At 34.1% G+C, this 25,047-nt stretch carries 22 protein-coding genes; 2 read left to right on the forward strand and 20 right to left on the reverse strand.

Going from position 1 to position 25,047, the window contains the following annotated elements; translation table 11 throughout:
- Nucleotides 1-2,397, reverse strand: a complete 2,397-nt coding sequence (locus H1R17_RS01290; protein ID WP_163431835.1) for a TonB-dependent receptor — start codon at nucleotides 2,395-2,397, stop codon at nucleotides 1-3.
- 217 nt (nucleotides 2,398-2,614) lie between these two features.
- Here H1R17_RS01290 and gcvP point away from each other — a divergent pair, with 217 nt between their 5' ends.
- Nucleotides 2,615-5,464 (forward strand): aminomethyl-transferring glycine dehydrogenase, encoded by a 2,850-nt coding sequence (gene gcvP, locus H1R17_RS01295; protein ID WP_163431834.1) that lies wholly within the window; start codon nucleotides 2,615-2,617, stop codon nucleotides 5,462-5,464.
- 50 nt (nucleotides 5,465-5,514) lie between these two features.
- Here gcvP and H1R17_RS01300 read toward each other — a convergent pair whose 3' ends face one another.
- The 3 genes from H1R17_RS01300 to H1R17_RS01310 form a co-directional block, all read right to left on the reverse strand.
- Nucleotides 5,515-6,453 carry a hypothetical protein gene (locus H1R17_RS01300; protein WP_163431833.1) on the reverse strand — a complete coding sequence of 313 codons (939 nt, stop codon included), beginning with the start codon at nucleotides 6,451-6,453 and terminating at the stop codon, nucleotides 5,515-5,517.
- A 130-nt stretch (nucleotides 6,454-6,583) separates the two neighbouring features.
- The gene (locus H1R17_RS01305; RefSeq protein ID WP_163431832.1) at nucleotides 6,584-7,519 is read right to left on the reverse strand and encodes a hypothetical protein; all 936 of its coding nucleotides are present in this window, start codon (nucleotides 7,517-7,519) and stop codon (nucleotides 6,584-6,586) included.
- Between the two features lie 12 nt (nucleotides 7,520-7,531).
- Entirely contained in the window at nucleotides 7,532-8,491 is a 960-nt protein-coding gene (locus H1R17_RS01310; protein WP_163431831.1) for a hypothetical protein, read from the reverse strand.
- A gap of 408 nt (nucleotides 8,492-8,899) precedes the next feature.
- On the opposite strand from H1R17_RS01310, the gene H1R17_RS01315 reads away from it, so the two are divergent.
- Entirely contained in the window at nucleotides 8,900-9,583 is a 684-nt protein-coding gene (locus H1R17_RS01315; RefSeq protein ID WP_163431830.1) for a hypothetical protein, read from the forward strand.
- Nucleotides 9,584-9,761: 178 nt separating this feature from the next.
- Here H1R17_RS01315 and H1R17_RS01320 read toward each other — a convergent pair whose 3' ends face one another.
- The 16 genes from H1R17_RS01320 to trxA all read right to left on the reverse strand — a co-directional run bounded on the left by H1R17_RS01320 (nucleotide 9,762) and on the right by trxA (nucleotide 25,042).
- Entirely contained in the window at nucleotides 9,762-10,178 is a 417-nt protein-coding gene (locus H1R17_RS01320; protein ID WP_163431829.1) for a hypothetical protein, read from the reverse strand.
- Nucleotide 10,179: 1 nt separating this feature from the next.
- The gene (locus tag H1R17_RS01325) at nucleotides 10,180-10,869 is read right to left on the reverse strand and encodes a YjjG family noncanonical pyrimidine nucleotidase (RefSeq protein WP_163431828.1); all 690 of its coding nucleotides are present in this window, start codon (nucleotides 10,867-10,869) and stop codon (nucleotides 10,180-10,182) included.
- The gene (locus H1R17_RS01330; RefSeq protein ID WP_163431827.1) at nucleotides 10,869-11,348 is read right to left on the reverse strand and encodes a hypothetical protein; all 480 of its coding nucleotides are present in this window, start codon (nucleotides 11,346-11,348) and stop codon (nucleotides 10,869-10,871) included. Before H1R17_RS01330 ends, H1R17_RS01325 begins: the two co-directional genes overlap by 1 nt.
- Nucleotides 11,349-11,356: 8 nt before the next feature.
- Nucleotides 11,357-11,827, reverse strand: a complete 471-nt coding sequence (locus H1R17_RS01335) for a hypothetical protein (protein ID WP_163431826.1) — start codon at nucleotides 11,825-11,827, stop codon at nucleotides 11,357-11,359.
- On the reverse strand, nucleotides 11,820-13,091 hold the full coding sequence (locus H1R17_RS01340; protein ID WP_163431825.1) for an ABC transporter permease: 1,272 nt from the start codon (nucleotides 13,089-13,091) through the stop codon (nucleotides 11,820-11,822). The genes H1R17_RS01335 and H1R17_RS01340 overlap by 8 nt, the downstream gene beginning before the upstream one ends.
- Nucleotides 13,088-13,717 (reverse strand): ABC transporter ATP-binding protein, encoded by a 630-nt coding sequence (locus H1R17_RS01345; protein WP_163431824.1) that lies wholly within the window; start codon nucleotides 13,715-13,717, stop codon nucleotides 13,088-13,090. The genes H1R17_RS01340 and H1R17_RS01345 overlap by 4 nt, the downstream gene beginning before the upstream one ends.
- A gap of 157 nt (nucleotides 13,718-13,874) precedes the next feature.
- A complete protein-coding gene (argH, locus tag H1R17_RS01350; protein ID WP_163431823.1) occupies nucleotides 13,875-15,209 on the reverse strand; it encodes an argininosuccinate lyase in 1,335 nt (444 codons plus the stop codon).
- Nucleotides 15,206-16,264 (reverse strand): M20 family metallo-hydrolase, encoded by a 1,059-nt coding sequence (locus tag H1R17_RS01355; protein ID WP_220458673.1) that lies wholly within the window; start codon nucleotides 16,262-16,264, stop codon nucleotides 15,206-15,208. The genes argH and H1R17_RS01355 overlap by 4 nt, the downstream gene beginning before the upstream one ends.
- Nucleotides 16,265-16,269: 5 nt before the next feature.
- Nucleotides 16,270-17,049 (reverse strand): acetylglutamate kinase, encoded by a 780-nt coding sequence (argB, locus tag H1R17_RS01360; RefSeq protein ID WP_163431822.1) that lies wholly within the window; start codon nucleotides 17,047-17,049, stop codon nucleotides 16,270-16,272.
- Nucleotides 17,050-17,158: 109 nt separating this feature from the next.
- Nucleotides 17,159-18,157, reverse strand: coding sequence for an acetylornithine carbamoyltransferase (locus H1R17_RS01365; RefSeq protein WP_163431821.1), 999 nt, complete (start codon nucleotides 18,155-18,157; stop codon nucleotides 17,159-17,161).
- 79 nt (nucleotides 18,158-18,236) lie between these two features.
- A complete protein-coding gene (locus tag H1R17_RS01370) occupies nucleotides 18,237-19,373 on the reverse strand; it encodes an aspartate aminotransferase family protein (RefSeq protein ID WP_163431820.1) in 1,137 nt (378 codons plus the stop codon).
- A gap of 331 nt (nucleotides 19,374-19,704) precedes the next feature.
- The gene (gene argC, locus H1R17_RS01375; RefSeq protein ID WP_163431819.1) at nucleotides 19,705-20,676 is read right to left on the reverse strand and encodes an N-acetyl-gamma-glutamyl-phosphate reductase; all 972 of its coding nucleotides are present in this window, start codon (nucleotides 20,674-20,676) and stop codon (nucleotides 19,705-19,707) included.
- A 9-nt stretch (nucleotides 20,677-20,685) separates the two neighbouring features.
- Nucleotides 20,686-21,876 (reverse strand): argininosuccinate synthase, encoded by a 1,191-nt coding sequence (gene argG / locus H1R17_RS01380; RefSeq protein ID WP_163431818.1) that lies wholly within the window; start codon nucleotides 21,874-21,876, stop codon nucleotides 20,686-20,688.
- 19 nt (nucleotides 21,877-21,895) lie between these two features.
- Entirely contained in the window at nucleotides 21,896-22,579 is a 684-nt protein-coding gene (locus H1R17_RS01385) for a GNAT family N-acetyltransferase (RefSeq protein ID WP_163431817.1), read from the reverse strand.
- Between the two features lie 644 nt (nucleotides 22,580-23,223).
- Nucleotides 23,224-24,684: a rhodanese-like domain-containing protein gene (locus H1R17_RS01390; RefSeq protein ID WP_240453342.1), complete on the reverse strand. Its 1,461-nt coding sequence runs from the start codon at nucleotides 24,682-24,684 to the stop codon at nucleotides 23,224-23,226.
- A gap of 64 nt (nucleotides 24,685-24,748) precedes the next feature.
- Complete coding sequence (gene trxA / locus H1R17_RS01395; protein ID WP_163431816.1) at nucleotides 24,749-25,042, reverse strand: thioredoxin; 294 nt, start codon at nucleotides 25,040-25,042, stop codon at nucleotides 24,749-24,751.
- Nucleotides 25,043-25,047 lie beyond the last annotated feature (5 nt).

The following is a 25,047-nucleotide window of genomic DNA, read 5'->3' on the forward strand; positions in this document are numbered from 1 at the left end:
TTATAATGTATTAAATGAGTAATTGATTTTAAAATAAAAGGCGCGCCCTGGTTTTTGTACCGCAAAATTATCGAAGGCTTGTTTGTTAAAAATGTTCTTAGCATCAAAGCTTACAATAAACTTTTTGTTAGGAAACGTATAACTAAAACCTATATCTTGTATAAACTGTTGTGGTGTTGTAGCTTCATCTAACAAATCTTGGCGGTTAGCAATTCCTTTACCAGGTGGTTGAATGGTATAAAATGATTCTACAAATCCAAAAGCGTAGTTGATAAACAAATTGCTGTTTTTTTGAAAAGCATTTTTAATTTGATATTGCAATGATGCATTTGCTGTAAAAAAAGGTTCGTTAGGAATTTGCTCGTTATAAGAATTGTCGGTTTTTACTTTGTTTATTGAGTTAAATCGAGAAACATTTCCATGTAACGTTAATTTATCTTTATAAGTATACATTAACTCTGTTTCAAAACCGATTGATTTAACTCTTCCTACATTAATAAACGGAGCTGTTTCTAAAGCTGCATTTACTTTATCATCTGCCTTACGAACAATTTTATCTTGCGTATCTCTGATGAACCCTGAAGCTGATACAGAAAAAGTATGATCTTTAATTTTATAAGCTCCAAACTTTAATCCTAAGTTATAGTTTTCACTTATTTCTGGTTTTAAACCCGTATTTGAAATCATATTTTCACTTGGATCTCCAAAAATTTCTCTTTCCGATGCTAATCTCAATGCTCGTTCAGCAGAAAACAAAACCACAACTGATGGTGAAACTAAATAAGACGATGCTACACCATAACCTGTTTCTTTACTTGCGTTGGTTCTTTCAATATCTACTTTTGTTTGTTGTCCTTCAACTAATTTAGATGTTGGTTGAATTTGCTTCATTTTTTGTTCGTATAGTTTTAAAAAAGCGTTTACTTTTAATTTTTCATCAAATGCTTTAAAATCATATGCAAAAGAAGTTATGTTTTTTTGCAAAGTATTTGATGTAGCATAAATTTGTTGCGAAATAGGCTTTAATTGATCTTCATCTGTTCGATCAACATCATACACAACATGGTTTACAAATAATTTATGATTATCTACAAACTCATAACTTAAACCAGCGCGTAATGTTTTAATGGTTCTATTTATATGATTTAAAGTTGGTGCTCCTTGCTGTGCTCCCTGTGTCGTCTTTAAATCTTCACCATAAAGTCCTTTTGCTATTTCACCATACCAATTGTATCTATAAGAAACAGTATCACTTACAATTTGTTGGCGCTTACTTAGCATTCCGTTAATATCAAAGGTTAAGCCGTTAACAAATAAATTTTTCTTTTTATAATCAAAATGAAAAACTTGCGCCTCACTTTGTGTATATCTACCTTTATACGGCACTGTCATGTACAAACCGTGCTGAATTTCATTATAAGCTTCTGATAAATTTAAGCCTACAAAAAAATTATCTGCCCATTTTACATCGGTAAAACCAATCTCTGTACGTAAACCCGTTGATTTAAAAGCGTCATTAAAACGTTTAGCTTTTACATATTCATAACTTCCATCACCTTTGATGTTTCTTGCAAACTTGCCCCAGATTTCATAGTTATTATCTGAATAATTGTGAAAACCAGAAGTTTTAAAGGTTAATCCACTTTTATTATTACGAAACATTCCACTGTAATTTGCTTGAAATGTATTGAAAGACCCATAAGATAAAGAAGCGTTCACAGCATTTCGTAATCCTTTTTTAAGCACTACATTTATAGCACCACCCAAAGCATCGTCTGATAAATGAATAGGCACTACACCTTTATAAACTTCGATACGTTCAATAAGTGCGGGAGGTATGCTGTTTAAGTCAAATGATGATCCGTAAGTAGATATTGGTAATCCATCAACAAAAATTTTAATAGCATTACCCGTCATTCCATTTAAATTATAGTCAACTGCTGCTCCTAATCCTCCATTTTGACGTACACGTACACCTGCCGTTCTATCCAATAATTCGTTTGTTTGAATATTACGAACCGCTGCATCTTTGGTTTCAATAACATTCATTGCAAAACCTTCTTTTTCTAATTTTGATTTAACCGATTCTACATGAATTACCAAATCATCCATAGTTTCTGCGTTATCTGAAATTAAATAAAGATCTACTTCAACATTTTGATTGCTAACAGTAACATCGGTGTATTCTTCGTAAAGTCCTTTTTTAATTATAATTTGGTAAGAGCCCACAGGTATATTCTCAAATAAATAATCTCCCTTAGTGTTTGATTGGGTTTCTTTTACCAAATCGTTTACAACTAATAAAACAGATGCATTGGGTACTAATTGACCATTATCATCATATGTTTTTCCAAAAATTTTATACTGTGCAGAGGCAACATGGGTAGTCAATATCAAACAAAGTAGTGTAAAAAGGCGCATAAGAAAATGAAATATTTTTGCAAAGGTATGTTTATTTAGATAAAATCCAAATAAAAATAAGAAAGTTTCCCTTAGATAATCACAACTTAACTTTTAGCATATTAAATACTAATATGTATGTAAGTTATGCTTTTGTAAAACCATAAAAAGTATTAAATTTGCACCTTACACAACTAATCATTTTTTTCTGCAGATGAAGACAAATGCTTTTGCTTTAAGACATATTGGTCCTAGAGCTACAGATTTACAACACATGTTTAACACCGTTGGTGTAAAGGATATGGATCAATTATTATATGAAACTTTCCCTGACAAAATTCGTTTAGAGAAAGATATCGAGTTAGATCCAGCAATGACAGAATATGAATACTTAGCACACGCAACTGCTTTAGGTGCGCAAAACAAAGTATTTAAAACAATGATCGGTTTAGGATACAATGAAGCTATTGTACCGGCGGTTATTCAACGTAACATTTTTGAAAACCCAGGATGGTATACTGCTTACACACCTTATCAAGCAGAAATTGCGCAAGGTCGCTTAGAAGCTTTATTAAACTTCCAAACTACGGTAATTGAATTATCTGGAATGGAAATTGCCAATGCATCTTTATTAGATGAATCTACAGCGGCGGCAGAAGCTATGGCTTTATTATTTGATGTTCGTACAAGAGATCAAAAGAAAAATAATGTAAATAAATTCTTTGTTTCAGAAGAAATTTTACCTCAAACTTTATCAGTATTACAAACACGTTCTACGCCAATTGGTGTTGAATTAGTAGTAGGAAACCACGAAACTTTCGATTTTTCTGAAGATTTCTTTGGTGCTATCTTACAATACCCAGGTAAATACGGACAAGTTTTTGATTATGAAGCATTCATTAATCAAGCACACGCTAAAAGTATTACCGTAGCTGTTGCTGCTGATATTTTATCGTTAGTTCGTTTAAAATCGCCAGGAGAAATGGGTGCTGATGTTGTGGTAGGTACTACACAACGTTTTGGTATTCCGTTAGGTTTTGGTGGACCACACGCTGGTTTCTTCGCAACAAAAGAAGAGTACAAACGTTCTATGCCAGGTCGTATCATTGGGGTTTCTCAAGATACCAACGGAAACCGTGCATTACGTATGGCATTACAAACGCGTGAGCAACACATTAAGCGAGAAAAAGCAACATCAAACATTTGTACAGCACAAGTATTGTTAGCTGTTATGGCAGGTATGTATGCGGTTTACCACGGACCACAAGGTTTACGTAGAATTGCAAACGAAGCACATGCTAAAGCGGTTACTATTGCTAGCGAATTACAAAAATTAGGATTTGAGCAAGTAAACGATGCTTATTTTGATACTATTTTAGTAAAAGCAGATGCTGCTAAAGTAAAAGCTGTTGCTGAAGCTAAAGAATTCAACTTCTTTTACCCAGATGCTAACCACGTGTCTATTTCGGTAAACGAAACTATTTCATTTAACGACATCAACACTGTTATTGGTATTTTTGCTGAAGTAGCAGGAAAATCATTCCAAACAGTTACAGAATTATCTCAAGAAGCTTTAGTACCTGTAAAATTAGAGCGTACTTCAACGTTCTTAGAGCATGATGTTTTCAATACATATCATTCAGAATCGCAATTAATGCGTTACATCAAAAAATTAGAACGTAAAGATTTAGCATTGAATCACTCAATGATTTCTTTAGGATCTTGTACGATGAAATTAAACGCTGCGGCTGAAATGCTACCTTTAAGTAACCCAAATTGGAACAACATGCACCCGTTTGCACCTGTAAACCAAGCACAAGGTTACTTAACTATGTTACATAAGTTAGAGCAACAGTTAAACGTTATTACTGGTTTTGCTGGCACAACCTTACAACCAAACTCTGGTGCACAAGGTGAATATGCAGGTTTAATGGTTATCCGTGCGTACCACGAATCTCGTGGCGAAGGACACCGTAACATTGCTTTAATTCCAGCTTCTGCTCACGGTACAAACCCAGCATCTGCTGCAATGGCAGGTATGAAGGTTGTGGTTACTAAAACGACTGAAGAAGGTAACATTGATGTTGAAGATTTAAGAGCGAAAGCAGAATTACACAAAGACAATTTATCTTGTGTAATGATTACCTACCCTTCTACACATGGTGTTTACGAATCTTCAATCATTGAAATTACCAACATGATCCACGAAAATGGTGGACAAGTATATATGGACGGTGCTAACATGAATGCACAGGTAGGATTAACAAATCCTGCAAGAATTGGTGCAGACGTTTGTCACTTAAACTTACACAAAACATTCGCTATTCCTCACGGTGGTGGTGGACCAGGTGTTGGACCAATTTGTGTGGCACAGCATTTAGTTGAGTTTTTACCAACAAATCCAGTTATGAAAGTGGGTGGCGATAACGCTATTACTGCAATTTCTGCTGCGCCTTACGGTTCTGCATTGGTTTGTTTAATTTCGTACGGATACATTTCGATGTTAGGTGCCGAAGGTTTAAAACAATCTACTATGACAGCTATCTTAAACGCGAACTATATGAAAGCACGTTTAAGCGAAGGATACGAAGTATTGTATTCTGGAGAAAGAGGTCGTGCAGCTCACGAAATGATTATTGACTGTCGTATGTTCAAAGCGCAAGGTATTGAAGTTACTGATATTGCAAAACGCTTAATGGATTACGGTTTCCACGCACCAACAGTATCTTTCCCTGTTGCAGGTACGTTAATGATTGAACCAACGGAATCGGAAGATGTAGCTGAGTTAGATCGTTTTTGTGATGCAATGCTTTCAATTCGTAAAGAAATTGCTGCAGCAACAGCTGAAGATGTAAACAACGTATTGAAAAATGCGCCTCATACATTAGCTATGTTAACAGCTGAAACTTGGGAACAACCATATTCTCGTCAGCAAGCGGCTTATCCGTTAGAGTATGTTGCAGAAAACAAATTCTGGCCAAGCGTACGCAGAGTTGATGATGCTTACGGAGATAGAAACTTAGTATGTTCTTGTGCTCCTATTGAAGCTTATATGGAAGCTTAATCGCTTTTAAATATATTGCAAAACGCCCAACTTTTCAGTTGGGCGTTTTTTTATTCTTCTAAAATTTGTAAATTAAGTTGCTCTTGATACTTTTGAGGTAAATAAATTTGTCTTTCCTTATAATTAACACTGAAATAGTAGTTTTCTTTAGTAATATCGTTTTCTATTGTTATGAAATCTCGTCTATGATGTCTTATTGCTGAATTTCCTTTCACACTAAACGCAAAATCTTCAATTTTTATTGATGAAAATTCCTTTTCTTGAGTTATATAAGTTTTTACTCTGAAGGTATTTTGCGCACCAAATTTTAATTGTTCTTCTATAAAATCACTTTTTATTACTTCAATTATTTTTTTGTCATTATCTCCTCCTCCTTGATAAGCTTTTTCTATTTCTAACAAATCATTATAAACATATATTTTACTTTTATTATAGAAAACATAGAACTTCTCTTTATTTTTATCACTTTTTTTAGTAAAATCTATCTCAATAAAGTTAGAAGCATTAATAGTTTTTGCTGGAGCTTCTAATCTATTATCAGTAAATATGTCTATTGATTTATCTGTAAATCCTAATAACATTCCAGATAAGCTAGCTATCTTTAAATATTTTTTAGGTAATTTTCTTTTTTCTGCTTTTTTATTAATTACAACACTTTTATTATTCTCAATAATGTGATAATTTGCTTCGTAACCAACAATTGAAGTATCTATTGGCAAAAGAAAAAAATGATTATCTTGACCTTTAGTATAAGTTATTTTATCCGCCGAAATTTTATTATATAAAATAAAATCTGTTTTCGTTAAAAAAACTATATAATCTTCTATAAGACTAGCATGTTTAGTATATATAGGCTTTATAAATTCACTGTTTGTTTTCTTTTCAATAATACCAAATTTACCATTTACACCAAATACTTCATAATTAGTTTGAGCAAATGAAAAGTTAGCTATAGCTAAAATAATAGTTAATACAATTTTATTTTTCATAATGTAGTTATGTTACAGAAATTTTATTTTTTTTAAAGAAGAAACTATTCCAAAAGTGAGATACCTCTTTTTTCTTTTGGAAAAGTAAAATATCAAAATTACTTTAAAATACATTTTAAGGTAGCCTATTTTATTCTAAAAAATGTAAATCTAATTTAATTTGCTCGGCTTTTGGTAGCGAAAATCTTTTATTTTCATAATCTAAAAAGAAGAAATATTTTTTTTGGGAATTATTTTCTTCAATTAAAATATAGTCCCAACCTTTCGTTAAAGCTTCAAAGTTACCTTTTAATTGAAAAGATAGTTGCTTAATATAATTAAAATTTGAATAGCCATTAGAATAAGTTACTTTCCATTCATCCATAAAGACACCTTGACTAATATGTGAAGACACTTTGAAATCAGTCTTTATTACCTCTTTTATTTCTGAATAAGTATTTCCTCCAGTTGCGTATTTCTTAACCAAATTAAACACTTCATCATAAACAAACACTTCAAGTTCATTATAGAAAACATAATGATTTTTATAATCATTAGTTTCTAATTTATAAACCCAATCTTTAATAAACTTAGACGCTTTTATGGTAACTTTTATTTTTTTAAAATCATCATAACTATAAACATCAATGGTTTCATTTTCATTAAAGCCAAATAGCCAAGCGTCATTAGTTTGTAATTTTGAATATTTTTTAGGAAGTGTAATTTTGTTATTTACTGCATCTACAACTGTACTTTTATTATTTTCAATAATATGTAACCGTTGTGTGCTCTCTTTCATATTAGAATTCACTTTTCTAAGATAAAAACTTTCATTTTGCCCTTTTTTATAAACTACTTTTTTTCCACTAATTTTATTGAACAAAATCAATTCAGTTTCGGTTTCAAAATCAACAAAGTCAATAAAAAAGTTCTTATAATTTACAAATTGAGGTTCGATAAATTCATTACCCGTTTCATAATCTACAATTCCGAATTTATTATCAATTCCAAATACTTCATATTTTTGTTGTGCAAATGAAAAATTAGCTACAAGCAATATAATAGTTAATAAAATTTTATTTTTCATAAAGTAGTTATATTACAACATTTGTAATTTAAGTTTTTTTTGATATTTCTTAGGATAGAAAAAGGTTTTATTTTTAAGATCAATTTTAAAGCAATATTCCATCTGTGTTTCAATATTTTTAATAACCACCCAATAATTGATATCTCGCACATCTAAATAAAATTTACTTAAAGACAATGTACTTTTATCAAAATTGCCTTTAACAGAAAAAGAAAAATCAAATCCATCTACACTAAAAACTGTAATCCCTTTTTCATTTTTAACATTCCAAATTGAAATATTTCCCCAACCATCTGTTTTCCAATCCTGGTCTATTTTTTTATAATCACCTGCAATCAATTGTAAGATTTTTTTATAATCACTTTCTGATGAAGCTATTGAATTCAGTAACTCAAAATTTTCATCATAAATATATATATTATCTTTTCCGTAAAAAATATAAGTAGAAACTTCTTTTTGATTTTTGATATCATAAAGATGCTCAAATTCAAAAAATGTGGCAGAAACATCTTTTAAATATTGTGTATTGTAATCACCTTTCTTATAAACATCTATGGAATTAGTTTTAGTAAATCCCATAATATTTTGATACACAGTTGTAATTCTTTCATATTCTCTATTGAAAAAGATTTTATTAGAAAATTTTGACGATGAAATAAGAACACTCTTATCATTGTTAACACAATGAAAATAAATTCCCATTTTATAAATTAATATTGGCTGATTTCTATCAATATAAATGGAAGTAACGCCTGTATTCTCATCATAAAAATAAAATTTATCTTTATCAACAAATGCCAAAACATCTTGAAAAACTGGTGCAAAAGATGCATATGTAGGAGGCACTATTTCTTCTAGTGAAGTTTTATCAACAACACCGAATTTGTTTTCGTACTGAAATGCTTGATACTTCTCTTGAGGGTATCCATAAAAAAAATTAATAATTGAAAGTATCAAAATAATATTTTTCATTAAGTATATTTTAAGATCATAAATAATTGGCAATATCAAATCTAACAGAATTTTCATCATTTATCTAATAAAGAATTAAAAAACAGATAACACAACACAAACACTATGCATGCATAATTTAAAAATAATAAATTTATATATCTATTTACCTTTAGTCAGGTTATCTATTTAAATAATTTATTATAAAAAGTAACTTAATATGACAATGCATTTGGTGTCATAAACTTAGTATGTTCTTGTGCTCCTATTGAAGCTTATATGGAAGCATAATTGCTTTTAAATATATTGTAAAACGCCCAACTGAAAAGTTGGGCGTTTTTTGTTATAAATCGTTTTTCGTGCAACTTTTATAGTAAATCATCAAAAAAACATCTATTTTTACTATAATCACATACAAACCAACGCAATATGTTTTTCTCAATATCCAGATTAGAAGAAGGTGCTTTTCACGCCAATGAATTACAAAATCCGCAAAACAAAGAAAACCCAATGGTTTTGGGTATTTATAGAACACAATCAAGAACTGCTTTCTTTACAGTTCGCTCTAAAAAAGTAGTTGCTGAATTTTGGGATGATGTTACAAGAAAAAAAATTCCTACTAAGCTATGGTCGCCTGAAATGAAAGCTTTTGCTCAGCAAAAAATAAACAGCACGCCAAAACCTTCTTTTATTTTTAAATTTACGATTGTAGGTTGGCTTTTTGTTGCAGCCATTGTATGTTTTTTTGGCTACTTAGTTTACGATAGTATAAAAACCGATGCTCCTAAACCAGCTACTTACATTTCTATGGAACAAGCACCGCAAGTGGGTGATATTTATTTTGGAAGATATGAGGCTTTTAAACAAGCAGGTGATCGAATTGCATCCAATCTTGGTTTTGGTTGGTTCAAAATTATAAACGTTCGAGGTGATGTGTATACATTAGTTAAATCAACAGAAATAAGCATAAGCTACAAACCTAAAGAACAAATGAACAATACCAGCTTTGAAACTACGGGTACAACAGCTACCATTACAGAACATGCGGGTTATATGCTTAACTTAAAAGCAGAAGATGGCAAAATGGAAATTTACTTAACGGATAAAAAGTAATACTTCTTTAGAGAAATATAATAGTTTTAGACAACAAAGTAATATAAAAATTATATTTATGCCCTCTTTTTACGAACCAGGCGAAAATGCCCGAGAAAAGCAAACCAAAGACTTTTTGCATCAGCGTTGGCAAGGTAAGTATGGGTATTAAAAAAGCACTTCTTTCGAAGTGCTTTTTTTATAATTTATTCAGTGTAGAATACTCTAAAGCGTTTTTAATAGCATCAACATGTGATTTGTTTCTAGCTTTTAGTCTACTCTCTCCTTTTGCGGTAAAAACAACTTCTCCTTTGCAATTAACCAATTCAATAATTAATTTGGTTGCTAACATTGACTTGTCTCGTTTTACATTGCATTTTAACAATTTACAAGGATCATTTGCAACTTCAGCAGGTGCTTCTTGATTGTCGTAATACACAGTAAATCCTTTTTCTTCTAAACGATGTTTTAAATACGAGTTTACACGGTATTCATTAAAAGTATCTTGAAAATCGTAAACCGCTTTTACTTGAATGGTTTTAACCGATCCTATGTTTTGCGCTTTTGTTCCTAATCCAATAAAAACGAAAAGCAATAAAAATAAAAATTTCTTCATCTTATAAAATATCTAAAAGTTGTTTTAATTGTTGTACTTCAGCTACTTGAACATCACTTTGCAACTGAAACTCATTAAACCAAATTACTTGCATCCCTACATTCAAAGCTCCATGAACATCGGCCTGAATATTATCGCCAATCATAAGGCTTTGTTCAGCCTTAACATTAGCCAATTGTAATGCGTGTTGAAAAATGATTGGATTTGGTTTTTTTACTCCTGCTTTTTCTGAATTGGTTATTGTTTCAAAATACTGCTCTAGCTTAGAGTTTTTAAGTTTTTTTTCTTGAACCAAACTGGGTCCGTTTGTAATAATATGCAAACGATAGTTTTTCTTTAAAGCATTTAATGTTTCATGTGCTCCATCAAACACGTGGTTGTAATTGGTTAAATTACCTATAAAAGCATCTGCTATATAATAAATTTGATCATCATTTACGGCAACATCAATGGCATCAAAGGTATCTTTTAACCTACCATAGCGTAGGGTATCATGTGATATTTCTTCTTTAGCAAATTTATCCCAATAATAATCATTGATGGGTTTAAAATGTGTCATAAAATCACCTACACCTTTAAGCTGCATTTCGTTAAAAATTGCATCAAAAGTTAGTGCTGAATTTTTATCAAAATCATAAATAGTATGATCTAAATCAAAAAATAAATCGGTTAAACCTTCTTTACGTATCATTATTTTTGATGTGTTATAACAGCGTTTTCAATGTGATAAATCCAATCATCAATATCATCTGCATTATATCTAAAAGTACCTTCCATAGTTACATAAGTATCGGTTTTTAAACGCGGTGTACTTCCTTTAAATTTAATTCCCATAATGGTTTCTGGTCCTGCGTTACCACAGAAAAAACATTGTGCAAACACGTTTTTACTCAATGCATATGATTTACTATCAATAGGCACAATAAAACCCGACGCCTTAATTTTTTTTCCTTGTAAAGCTTTTAATGTACCGTTTACCATAGGATACATTACTTCACCATAATGAGGATTTTTCTTTTTTATAAAATCAATTTGTCCTAATAATTTCCAAGTAACTTCTGTTGGATTTTGAAATTCTACTTTATCAACAACAGTACTTGTTTTAGGAGTAAAACTCATTAATAAGATTGCTAAGGCGCAATAAGAAACAATTATTATTTTTTTTAACATGTGTTATTTTATTTTTTGTGCGTGATTACAGCATTGAGTATACTAAATTTCCAATCATCGGAATTCTTATCATTGTAAAAAAAAGTTCCTTCTAAACTAATATAAGTATCTGTTTTTAAACGAGGTGGTTTACTTTTAAATTGAATTCCTAAAATAGTTTCAGCACCAGCACTTGTACTACAAAAGAAACAATGCGAGTAAACATTTTTACTTAAAACATATGATTTACTATCAATAGGAATAACAAATCCGCTGACTTTTATTTTTTTACCGTGAACATTTTCTTTAATTATGTTTCCATAATTACTCATAACCTGTAAACTAGCATTCATATTTGCTAAAACTTGCCAAGTGATGTCAATTGATTGCTCTTGTATTTTATTATGCTGCGTTCTATCATTAGATGTAATCTTAGGAGCAAAACTCATTAAAAAACAAGCTGTTCCTACATAAGCGGCTACTACTATTTTTTTAAGCATTTGCTAATGTTTTAGATATATTTAATGAATACGCTTTTATAGCCGGAATAAGGGCTGCTATTATACCAACAGCTAAGGTTGCAGCAAACAACAAACCTTCTTCTTTCCATAAAAACTCAAACGGATTAAAAGCCATTTTGAATTCCTCTTGCGAAGAAACAGACAACATATACAAGCCTACCCTTCCAAAAACAATACCAAGAATAAAGCCCATTACACATAAAAAAATACTTTCTAATAAAACCAGCCATAACAACTGAAATCTTGAAGCTCCTGTTATACGCAATAAAGCAAACTCGTACTTACGTTCTTTTAATGTATTGTATAATGCTACAAAGATACTAATACCCGAAATAAGCATAATACCATAAGCCAAATATTTTAAAGCCGTAATACCTACACCAAACAATGCAAACAAACGGTTAACCTCTAAGGCTGGTGATGCTGCTTGCATTTCGGTATTTTGAGGTATGATGCGTGGCCACGTCATTTTAGCCATATTGTTGCGCAATTTTAATAATACGGCTGTAATTTCTTTTCCTTCGTGAGGATTTTTCACTTCTTCATGATCATGATGTGCTTTTCCTTCAGCATGATGATGCGTTTCTTCTGATGCATGATTTTGAGCTTCTTCAGCATGTCCTTCGTGTTCATGATCGTGCATATGCCAAACTGATTCAATCGTTGATAAAATTAATTGGTCGGCTACTTTACCAGAAGGTTCTAAAATACCTACTACTTTATAAGCGTGATGATCATGAACCTCTCCTTCTTCCGCATCGCCATGTGTACCATAAAAAGTAGCACCTACTTTTAAATCGATGTTTTTAGCAATTGCAGCACCTACTACTACTTCAAAATCTTTTGTAAACACAGTTCCTTGTGCTACTTTTAAATTGAAGTGTTTTAGGTAATTATCGGTAGTACCTACAATTTTATAGCCTAAATAATTATCGCCATAAGCCAAAGGAACAGCACTTTCAACCATTGGTTTATTCATCCAAGCCTCAGCTTCGGTATATGAAATATTTCCAGGAGGAGCATCCATTTGATAAACCGATGATAGAATAAGCTGTAACGGACTTCCCTTTGCTCCTAAAACCAAATCGATATTATCTATTGATGCCGAAAATTTTTCTTCAAACTGTTTTTGCAACAAAATTAATATCGATATTATAGCAACCGAAGCTGTTAACAACACAATACTTAAAAAGGTGTTTAATGGTTTAAACCAAGTATTTTTCCAAGCTATTTTTGTAATCATATTAAGGTAATTTGCTGGTTAAACACTTTTTTTAAACGTTGATCATGTGTTACAATAACCAATGAAGTTTGGTACTCTTTAGCTAAATCAGATAACAATTGGGCAACAATTAAGGCATTTTCATCATCTAAACTTGACGTTGGTTCATCTGCCAAAATAACCGACGGATTGTTTATTAAAGCGCGCGCAATGTTTACACGTTGCTGCTGACCAATACTTAATTGGCTCGGCAACTTATGCACATGCTCTTTTAAACCTAAGTTCTCTAATATATTGAGTGCTTTTTCTTTTGCTTTGCTTTTTTGTGCAATCCAAGAAGCCAAAACTACATTATCTAAAACGCTTAAAGCTTCAATAAAAAATGATTTTTGTAAAATCATGCCAATATTTTGTCCTCTAAAAGCATCCAACTGAGTTGCTTTTAATTGCTGAATATTTTGCTGATTAATAGTGATAGTACCCGCACTTGGATGCAACAAACCACCTAACAAATGCAGTAGTGTGGTTTTTCCTGTTCCTGAATTTCCTGTAATTAATAACGTTTCGCCATTAGCACAGTTAACATCAGGAAATTGAAAGTTTTGCGTATTTGAATAAGAAAACGTAACGTTTTGCGTCTGAATCATTTTACATATTGTTAAACGGTACGCAAGATACTGATTCCTTTTCACATAAATTGGGAATAAAATGTTAAGGAAAGCATCATTTTAAACAATAATCTAGCAAGTTGTTTATCTGTTTTATTAATAAGCAAAAAGTCCAATGTAAAACATCGGACTTTTTTTATTCTTGAACCAAAGCGTTTAAGGCTTGATGTACTTTATTAAAATTAAAGTGGGTTACAACTTCATTAAAAGCTTGTGTAATTTCAGCGTTCATTAAATTACCAATGCTACCTTCGTGAGTGTGATTTACTTCTTTTAAAGGTTTGTAGGTTCCGTTTTCAATATCTAAACCAATTTTCTTATAGGCTTCACGAAACGGCACTCCGTTTAACACTTCGTTATTCACTACCTCAACGCTGAACAGGTAATCGTATTTGGTATCGTTTAGAATTTCTTTGTTTATTTGAATGTTGTCTAACATCAAAACGAATAATTCCATACAATCATTCAACGATTCAAATGCTGGAAACAAGTTTTCTTTTAGCAATTGTAAATCTCTAAAGTAACCCGATGGCAAATTTGTTGTCATTAAAGCAATTTCATTAGGTAATGCTTGAATTTTATTACAACGAGAACGAATCAATTCTAACACATCTGGGTTTTTCTTATGCGGCATAATGCTGGAACCCGTGGTTAAATGATCGGGGAACTTTACAAACGCAAAGTTTTGATTCATATACAAGGTAATATCCATTGCCATTTTAGCCATGGTAGCCGCAATACTGCTCATAGCTTGTGCTAAAATACGCTCGGTTTTACCACGCCCCATTTGTGCATAAACCACATTGTAATTTAGTTGCTCAAAACCTAACAATTTGGTAGTCATGGTTCTGTTTAATGGAAACGATGATCCATAACCTGCTGCCGAACCTAATGGGTTTTTGTTGGTGATTTTCCAAGCAGCTAACATGAGTTCTAAATCGTCTATTAAACTTTCTGCATATGCGCCAAACCATAATCCAAACGAACTTGGCATGGCTACTTGCAAGTGTGTGTAACCAGGAAGTAATACGTTTTTATGTTTTTCGCTTAACGCAATCAAAGTATCAAACAACTCTTTAACATGAATCACCATTTTTTCGATTTCGGAACGAAAAAACAATTTTAAATCAACCAAAACTTGATCGTTTCGAGAGCGTCCGCTGTGAATTTTCTTTCCTGCTTCGCCAATACGTTCGGTTAACATGAATTCGATTTGTGAATGTACATCTTCGGCATGATCTTCTATAGCAAAATCACCTGCTTCAATTTCTTTATAGATGTTTTTTAATTCTTTTTGTATCGATACTAAATCTTCTGAAGATAATAAGCCGATGGATTCAAGCATTTGTGTATGTGCTAACGAACCCAACACATCAAATTTTGCTAAGTAAAAATCCATTTCTCTGTCGTTACCAACAGTAAACTTTTCGACGGTTTTATTTACTTCCGTATTTTTTTGCCACAATTTCATAGTACAATTTGGTCTAACATTTTAATATATAAAGGCACTCCTTCCTCAATTTCACTTACATAAATAAATTCATCAGCAGTGTGCGAACGAGCCGAATCTCCTGGTCCTAATTTTAATGAAGGAATAGATAATAGTGCTTGATCGCTTGTGGTTGGAGATCCATAAGTTGTTCTTCCTAATGCCAAACCAGCCTTAACAATTGGGTGATTGATATCGATACTTGAAGGTTTTAACCGAGTTGAACGCGGATGAATATCGCTTATAGTATTTTGATGAATAATATCTAAAACCTCATCATTTGTATAAGCATCTGTGATACGAACATCTACCACAAAATCGCAACTTGATGGTACTACATTGTGCTGTGTGCCAGCATTTATCATGGTAACCGACATTTTTATTGGTCCGAATATTTCAGATGTTTTTGGAAACTGATACGATTGAAACCAAACGATATCTTTCACTGCATTGTAAATTGCATTTTCACCTTCTTCGCGTGCTGCATGCCCCGATCTCCCAGGTGCTTTACATTCTAAAACCATCAAACCTTTTTCAGCAATGGCTAAATGCATCTGGGTAGGTTCACCCACAATAGCAAACTCTAAATTACCTAATTTAGGTACTACCCATTCTAAACCATGCAAGCCCGAAATTTCTTCTTCAGCAGTTGCAGCAATAACAAAATTGTATTTTAAATTCTGCTTGTCGTAATAATGTAAAAAGGTAGCAATTAACGAAACCAAACATCCACCAGCATCATTACTTCCCAATCCAAATAATTTACCATCAATAATTTCGGCATTAAAAGGATCACGTGCATAATCTTTGTTAGGATGCACAGTATCGTGGTGTGAGTTTAATAAAACGGTTGGTTTTGAAGGATCGTAATATTTATTAAAAGCCCAAACATTGTTTAAATCGCGATGCGTTTGCACTCCATAAGTTTGTAAATAGGTATTGATGATATTAGCTGTTTGATCTTCTTCCTCACTAAACGATTGGGTACGAATTAAATCCATCAACAAAGCAATACTTCCTTCTATTAATTTTTCCATAATTTTTATTTTGTAATGATGGTTCCTGCAGAATCGTCTAATAAATCGTTTGCATTTTTGATAACTACTTGTTCAACTCCTTTTTTAGTTGCTTGTAGGGAATTGGTGATTTTTGGAATCATGCCATCGGCAATAATTTGCTGCGCTATTAGTTCTTCAAAATTAGCTTCATTAATTAAAGAAATAACCGAGTGTTCATTGTTTATATCTTTTAAAACGCCTTTCTTTTCAAAACAATAAATCAAACGAACATGATACATTGACGCTAAAGCTATAGCAAGTGTTGACGCAATAGTATCGGCATTGGTGTTGAACAATTGTCCTTGCCCATCGTGTGTAATAGCCGAAAACACAGGAACGATGTCTTGATTGATTAAACTTATTAGAAAATCGGTGTTTACGTTTTCTTCGGTGATATCACCCACAAAACCAAAGTCAACTTCTAATACAGGTCGTTTAGAAGCGACTATAACATTGCCGTCGGCGCCTGTTAAGCCCAACGCGTTTACACCCAAACCTTGCAATTTAGCAATAAGCGTTTTGTTGGTTAAACCTGCATAAACCATGGTTACTACTTGCAACATTGCGGCATCGGTAACTCTACGCCCTTTCACCATTTCAGGGTCTAATCCTATTTTCTCACTTAGCTCGGTTGCTATTTTGCCACCACCGTGTACTAATATTTTTTTACCGGGTAATTGCTGAAATAGTTTTAGGAATGTATCCAACGCGTTTTCATTGTCTAATATGTTTCCTCCAATTTTTACAAGTGTTAGTTTTTCCATTGTTTTTGTATTGTCTAGTATTATTTTGTAGAACTTAATCCTATGAGATGCTGAATCGAGTTTAGAACGACAAAAATATACGATGATTCTATTCTCTTTCTTCTCTTATCTATTCTTCCTCTAATATACGCTTAATAACTGCTTGCGCTGCCCATACCCGATTGCTTGCTTCTTGAACAACTAAGGATTTTTCGGAATCTAACACATCCGATCCTAGTTCCAAATCACGGCGAACGGGCAAACAATGCATTATTTTGACATCATCGTTGTTTTTTAAACGATCTAATGTAAGCATCCAATCATCACACACAGGTAAAATGCAACCGTAATCTTTGTAACTCGACCAGTTTTTAACGTAAATGAAATCGGCGTCTTTTATAGCTTCTTCCTGATTGTTTGTTATTGTAGCACCTTGTGTAAAATCTTCTTGTAATTCGTACCCACTGGGTTGTGCTATCACCAAATCGATCAAATTTTGTTCTTGTGCCTTGCACATCCATTCGGCAAACGAATTGGGAACTGCTTGTGGCAATGCTTTTATATGTGGCGCCCAAGTTAATACTACTTTGGGCTTTTTGCCTTGCGGAATGTATTGTTGTTTTGCTTCATCAAAAGCAAAATTTCCGTGTTCTATAATCGTAATTAAATCGGTAAGGCTTTGCAACGGATGGCGCGTGGCACTTTCCAAACTTATCACGGGCGTGTTGCAATATTTCATAAACTTGGTAAAGAAATCTTCGCTGTAATCTTCTTTGGCATCCTTTAAATTAGGAAAACAACGCAAGCCCAAGATATCGCAATACTCGCCCATCACTGCTGCGGCTTCGCGAATGTGTTCTACTGTGTTGCCGTTCATTACTACGCCGTCGTGGGTTTCTAATGCCCAACCGTCCTTATCCATATTCATAATCATGACGTGCATGCCTAAGTTCATAGCCGCTTTTTGGGTGCTTAAACGCGTACGTAAACTGGGGTTTAGAAACACCAAGCCCATGGTTTTGTGTTTGCCTAAGGCTTCGCGGCTATTGGGGGAAGCTTTTTCATCTAAAGCTTCTTTCACAACTTGTGATAAATTATCTACATCATCTATCGAAAAAAAATTCTTCATTTATCTTGGGTTCAAATTGTTATTAAAATGGAAAGAACTTAAAGTCTTTTCTCTATTTTCTTTCTTCTTTTATCTAAAACTAATACTTATTCAACTGCTTTTGTAATGCTTCTAAAAAAATATCTGCTTCTACTTTAGATACATTTAATGCAGGTAGCAAACGAATTACATTTGGGGCTGCATAGCCGGTGAAAATGCGATCTTCGAACAATAATTTGTCTTTAACTGCTTTCATTTCAAGGGGTAAATCAATCCCAATCATCAATCCTTTGCCTCGCACTTCTTTGATTTTATCAAAACCTTTCAATTCGTGCATCAAGTAGTTTCCAATTTCTAATGCGTTGCTCATTAAATCATCCTTTTGAATCACTTCTAGAACCGATAATGCCGCAGCACACGCCAAATGGTTTCCGCCAAAGGTAGTTCCCAACTCGCCGTGCCAAGGCACAAACTTATCGGCAATGGCAAGCCCCCCGACAGGGAATCCGTTGCCCATTCCTTTTGCCATGGTGTACACATCGGCTTCAATACCCGAATGATCTTGTGCAAAAAACAATCCCGATCGACCGTAACCGCACTGCACCTCATCGGCAATGAAAACGGCATTGTACTGAATGGTTAACGAACGTATCTTTTGCAAAAAAGATGGAGTTGCGACCTGAATACCGCCTACGCCTTGAATGCTTTCGATGATTACCGATGAAATTTCGCTTCCAAAAGTGGCAAAGGCTTGTTCTAAAGCCACCTCATCGTTAAAAGGAAGGAACACAATGTTATTAGTTTCGTTTACAGGTGCTACAATTTTAGGATTGTCGGTAGCTGCAACCGCCAAAGAGGTGCGTCCGTGAAAGGCATTTTGAAATGCAATCACCTTTTTTCGTTGATTGTAGAACGATGCCAACTTTAAAGCGTTCTCGTTTGCCTCTGCACCCGAATTGCACAAGAATAATTGGTAATTTGGTTTGCCTGAAACCTCGCCCAACAAGGTTGCGAGTTGCTTTTGAGGAGGTATTTCGATGGAATTTGAGTAAAAACCCAAACTTTGCAACTGTTTGGTTAACCGATTTACATAATGTGGATGCGTGTGCCCTATGGAAATAACCGCATGGCCGCCGTATAAATCTAAATATTTTGTTCCGTGCGCATCAAAAACATAAGATCCTTGACCTTTTTGAATTTCGATGGCGTTGATTGGATATACATCAAATAGTTTCATTTCTTTACTCTTTTAAATTTTTTAATATTGGAAGTTCTCGATACGATTTTCTACACTTAGTTTCGAAAATCACATGAACTGATAAACCTCTTAATACTTTGTACTTTTATCTTGATTTTACTTAGATAGTAATTCACTTGTCATTCAGAACGAAGCGATAGCGAAGTGAAGAATCTCAATTTTTATTTAGATACTTTATCATACTGACTAGAGCTTACGTCTTTACGAAGTAAATTTAGTTCAGCATCGCATAATTGTTTATGAGATTCTGAGTCAAGCTCAGAATGACAAGTAATCTAAATTCTAATTTCTCAATACTAAAATCTAAGTATTAAAATACAACCGCTTTTAGTTTTAAGCCCGCGGATTCATCTAAACCAAACATTAAATTCATATTTTGCACGGCTTGACCGCTTGCACCTTTCAACAAATTGTCGATAACAGAGAAAACAGCCAGCTTGTTGCCGTGCTTTTTCACATACAACAAACACTTATTTGTATTTACGACCTGCTTCAGATCAATATTTGCTTCGGAAACAAAGGTAAACGGATGATTTTTGTAATATTCTTGATAGATGTGAACCGCTTCTTCCTCGGTGATGTCCGATTTCATATAGATGGAAGCAAAAATGCCTCGCGAGAAATCGCCACGTTGGGGAATGAAGTTAATTTCTTGATTGAAATGAGGTTGTAATGCGACCAAACTCTCTCCAATCTCGTTTAAATGCTGATGCGAAAAGGCTTTGTAAACCGAAATGTTGTTGTTTCTCCAACTAAAATGCGACGAAGCGCTCAAACCTTGCCCAGCCCCCGTAGAACCTGTGATGGCGGTGATGTGAATATCGCTGTTCAGCTTATTTGCAGCCGCCAAAGGCACCAAAGCCAACTGAATGGCGGTGGCAAAACAGCCGGGATTGGCAATGTACTGCGCTTGCTTGATTTGATCGCGATTCATTTCAGCTAAACCATACACAAATTGGTTTTGAGCAGCTGCCAATCGATGGTCTTGACTCAGATCGAGGATCTTAATGCCTTCTTGAAAGGTGTTTTTATCCAAAAATTGTTTTGCATCGCCATGCCCCACACATAAAAACAACACATCGATCGCTTGTGAAAGCTGATGGGTGAACAATAAATCGGTTTCGCCAAGCAAATCGGTATGTACGTGATGCAAAGGATTGCCGGCATTACTATTACTATGCACAAACTCAATCTGAACATGCGGATGGTTGACCAAAATACGCAGCAATTCGCCCCCTGTGTAGCCCGCACCACCTATAATACCTACTTTTATCTTCTTCATAGCTCTTTATTATTTATTATTTACTTTGTGCCAGATGGAAACCTGATTTCCAAAGATTTTAGAGAATCCTTTTACATCGTCACCCGTCCAAGAATTGTTCATTTCGCCATAAGTTCCAAACTGGCTCGACATTAAATCGTTCTCAGATTCAATACCCAAAACCGTGAAATAATTGGGTTGCAATTGAACAATTACTTTTCCATTTACGGTAGCTTGAGAAGCTTGCAAAAAGGCTTCGATATCGCGCATTACAGGATCGTGAAATTGCCCTTCATGCAAGAAATTGCCATAAAATGCCCCCAATTGATCCTTCCACGACAATTGCCATTTGGTAAGCACATGCTTTTCTAAGGTATGGTGCGCTTTTACAATAATAATAGGCCCAGCGGCTTCAAAACCCACACGCCCTTTAATGCCAATAATGGTGTCGCCTACGTGAATATCGCGACCAATGCCGTACGGCTGTGCAAGGTCTTGCAATTTCTGAATTACTTGAACTGAAGGCATCGTTTCTCCGTTTAAAGCCACAGGTTCACCCTTTAGAAAGTCGATTGTTATTTGTTCCGTGCCCGATTTTGTGATGGGAGTAGGCCACGATTCTTCTGGAAGATATTGATGAGAAGTTAAGGTTTCCTTTCCTCCTACTGAAGTACCCCAAAGTCCTTTATTAATCGAATACTTTGCCTTTTCGGCATTGATTTCTATTCCATGATGCGCCAAATATTCCATTTCAGCTTCACGAGATAGTTTTAAATCGCGAATGGGTGTAATAACTTCAACATTAGGCACTAAAATATCGAAGATCATATCAAAACGAACCTGATCGTTTCCTGCTCCAGTCGATCCATGTGCTACACATTCTGCCCCAATTGCCTTTGCATAGTTCGCAATCGCTGTAGCTTGGCACACACGCTCTGCACTTACCGAAAGCGGGTATGTTGCATTCTTCAAAACATTTCCAAAAATCAAAAACTTGATGCTATCGTTGTAATAATTTGTAGTTTCATCAATCACATTGTGCGAAGCAACGCCCAAACTCAATGCTCTTTCCTCAATTTGTTTTAATTCAGCTTCGTTGAAACCTCCGGTGTTGACCACCACAGAATGAACTTCAAGATTTAAATCTTTCGCTAAATAGATGCAGCAAAACGAAGTATCCAAACCTCCGCTAAATGCCAAAACAACTTTCTTTTTACTCATGGTATTGTATTTATAATGCTTAAATAAAAAATGAAAAACCTTTGTTTCCTCTCAGTTTCCAGACCAATCGCTTCAATAACGACGCTTTCTTTTGCATAGTCTTCAACCGTTCTTTTGCTTTTGCCCGTTCTTCTATCTTTCGCCTCAGTTCCTTTTCCTTTTCAGCCGGATCCCAAAGCATAGCGGTACACAAACAGTTCTTACGGTCTTTACTTTGAAGGATTTCGAAGTTGACACAAGACGTACAGCCTTTCCAGAACTCCTCATCTTGCGTTAATTCGGAATAAGGCACCGGTTCATAGCCCAAATCGGAGTTGATTTTCATAACCGCCAAGCCGGTGGTCAATCCAAAAACCTTTGCGGTGGGATATTTCTCGCGAGAAAGCTTGAAAATGCGGTGCTTGATGGCTTTTGCCAAGCCGAATTTTCTAAATTCAGGGTTGACGATCAGTCCGGAATTGGCCACATAGTTTCCGTGACTCCAGGTTTCGATATAGCAGAAGCCCGCCCAGGTTCCATCCTTGTGCAAAGCGATAACTGACTTGCCCTCAATCATTTTGTTTGCGACATATTCGGGTTTGCGACGGGCGATTCCCGTGCCGCGAGCCTTGGCAGATTCAAACATTTCGTTGCAGATCTGTTCTGCATATTCCACATGCGATTCATTTGCAGGAATGATGATAAAATCGGAAGATGAATTCATTTTGGAGATGAATTACTTCATATTCAACTGAATGCGATGAAGCATACAATCTTTATGAATAAAATTAATAGTAAACGAAAGGGTAATAAACGGACACAAAAAGGTCCTATTTCTCTAAAAGAAGTGCCAAAAAGCGATTAAGCCCTGGCCCTAATGGGAGAAAATGACATGGGAGTAGTTTGCACACAGCGTCGCAATACAGCTAAGCGGCTGTACTTGTTGAAAACGATATGTGAATAGTTAAATGTCATTTTGTGAATTGTGATGCTGCAAAGTTATCTAATAATATTTTTAATAAACAAGTAAAAAAAACTTTTTTTTGATTATCCACTTTCGGTATCATCATAAAAACACCACTAAAAACCTGTTTTATAGAATAAAAATCTAAATTACACTTTCTAATTTAGAAATATATTTTTCCTAATAAATATTATAAAAAAACGCGATATTCTCAAAACAACAATCGTAAATTCTACAACTCAAAAAAGAGCTTTTAAAAGCATTGCATTTTACAAATAATTTAATTTGTGTAATTCTTCGGAAGAAAAAGTAAATAACCGATGAAAAAACTTTACTATGAATTCAAAAAAAAAAACCGGTGCAACAAGCAATCGGTTTTCAAAATTTAATTATTTTATCTTCTCTTAGGGTGTTAATGGTAATTTTTGGGCTTTCCAATCGTTAATACCACCACTGTAATTCAGAATATTTTTAAAGCCTAATTTTTCTAATACTGAATATGCCATAGCCGCACGCACACCGCTTTGACAATGTATAAGTACAGGTGCATTTTTATTGATTTCTGAAGCTCTTTTTTCTAAACTGTTCAAGGGTATATTTTGAAACCCTTTAATGTGTCCGCTTTCATATTCGCTCACAGTTCTCACATCAATTAACTGTACTGTAGCGTTTTTCATTTGCTGTTGTACTTCATCGGCTGAGATGATATTCGCAGTTTTTAAATCATTAAAAAAAGTAATATCTGATATATATCCATAGATATTATCCAACCCAATGCGCATTAATTTTCTGGTAAGATCTTCTACATTTTTATCGGCGGCAATTAGTATAATTTGGTTGTTATAATCAATCAAAGAACCTGCAAAAGTTGCAAATGATTTTCCTCCTTCAATATGCAAACTACCCGGAATGAACCCTTTGGCAACTTCGTCTTTTGGGCGGGTATCAATAATTAAAACTTGCTTATTTTGAGCTTTAACAACATCGGCTCCTGTTAATTTGGCAATTTTAGGCACTTCAATTGTTAACGGGCGCAACTGCTTGTTCCATTGCTTCATTACAGCAAAATACTTAGGCGGTTCTGATTGCCCATCTAAAATAAAAGTGGTAAACGCATCTTTATCATGCAACAACTGAAACGCTTTATTACTTTGCATTTCTTGTTCTAGGGTAGATTGCGGAATATTGCTTAAACTTTTTCCACAAAAAGAACCCGCACCATGCCCAGGCCATATTTCGGTGTTTTTTGGTAGTTTAGAGAATTGGTTTAACGATTCAAACAATTGATGCGCACCGGTAAACTGTGAACCACTAACACCAGCTGCTTTCTCTAATAAATCGGGTCTGCCTACATCGCCCACAAAAATAAAATCGCCTGTAATGGCTTTAGCTGCTGTTTTAGGATTTTGGGTATCTTGCACCAAAAAAGTAATACTTTCAGGCGTGTGCCCAGGGGTATGCATTACTTTTAACTGCACGTTTCCTAATGCTATTTGCTGATTGTTTTTTAATCCTTCATGCGGAAATTGATACTGCCAATCATTCCCTCCTTCATCAGACAATAATAAAGTAGCATTGGTTGCCTTTGCTAACTCTCTTGATCCACTTAAAAAATCGGCATGAATATGGGTTTCGGTTACATATTTAATGGTCAACTTATTGTCAGCAGCAAACTTTAAATAAGTGTCAATATCACGTTTAGGATCAATTACAATTGCTTCTTTATTTTCATTGGCTATAATGTAACTTGCTTGCGCTAAGGTTTCATCATAAATACGCTCAAATAGCATACTTTGAGCTTGCGTTGTATGCGAAAAAACTGCAAATGAAGCGGTTACAATTAATTTTGATTTTATATGGTTCATGAATTATTTTACTTTAATCATTACAAATTTAAAAGCACCGCTTGTAAAAACAGTGCTCTGTAGGTTATATATTTTCTTTTAAAAGTCGTTCTAACTCAGTTGCCTGAAAAACACCTGATTGACGCCATTTAATAGCACCATTTTTAAAAATAATGATGGTTGGTACACTGCGTATTTGGTATTGTGCAGCTACATGTTGGTTTTGATCAACATCAATTTTAATAATAGAAACTTGGTCTCCCATTGTTTTTTTAACCTCATCTAAAATTGGCGCTTGCATTTTACAAGGTCCGCACCAAGTAGCAAAAAAATCTACTAAAACGGGTTTGTCTTGCTGTATTATTTCTTCAAATGTCATGATTT

It is taken from the genome of Flavobacterium sp. xlx-214, assembly GCF_013874595.1.
GTDB lineage: Bacteria > Bacteroidota > Bacteroidia > Flavobacteriales > Flavobacteriaceae > Flavobacterium.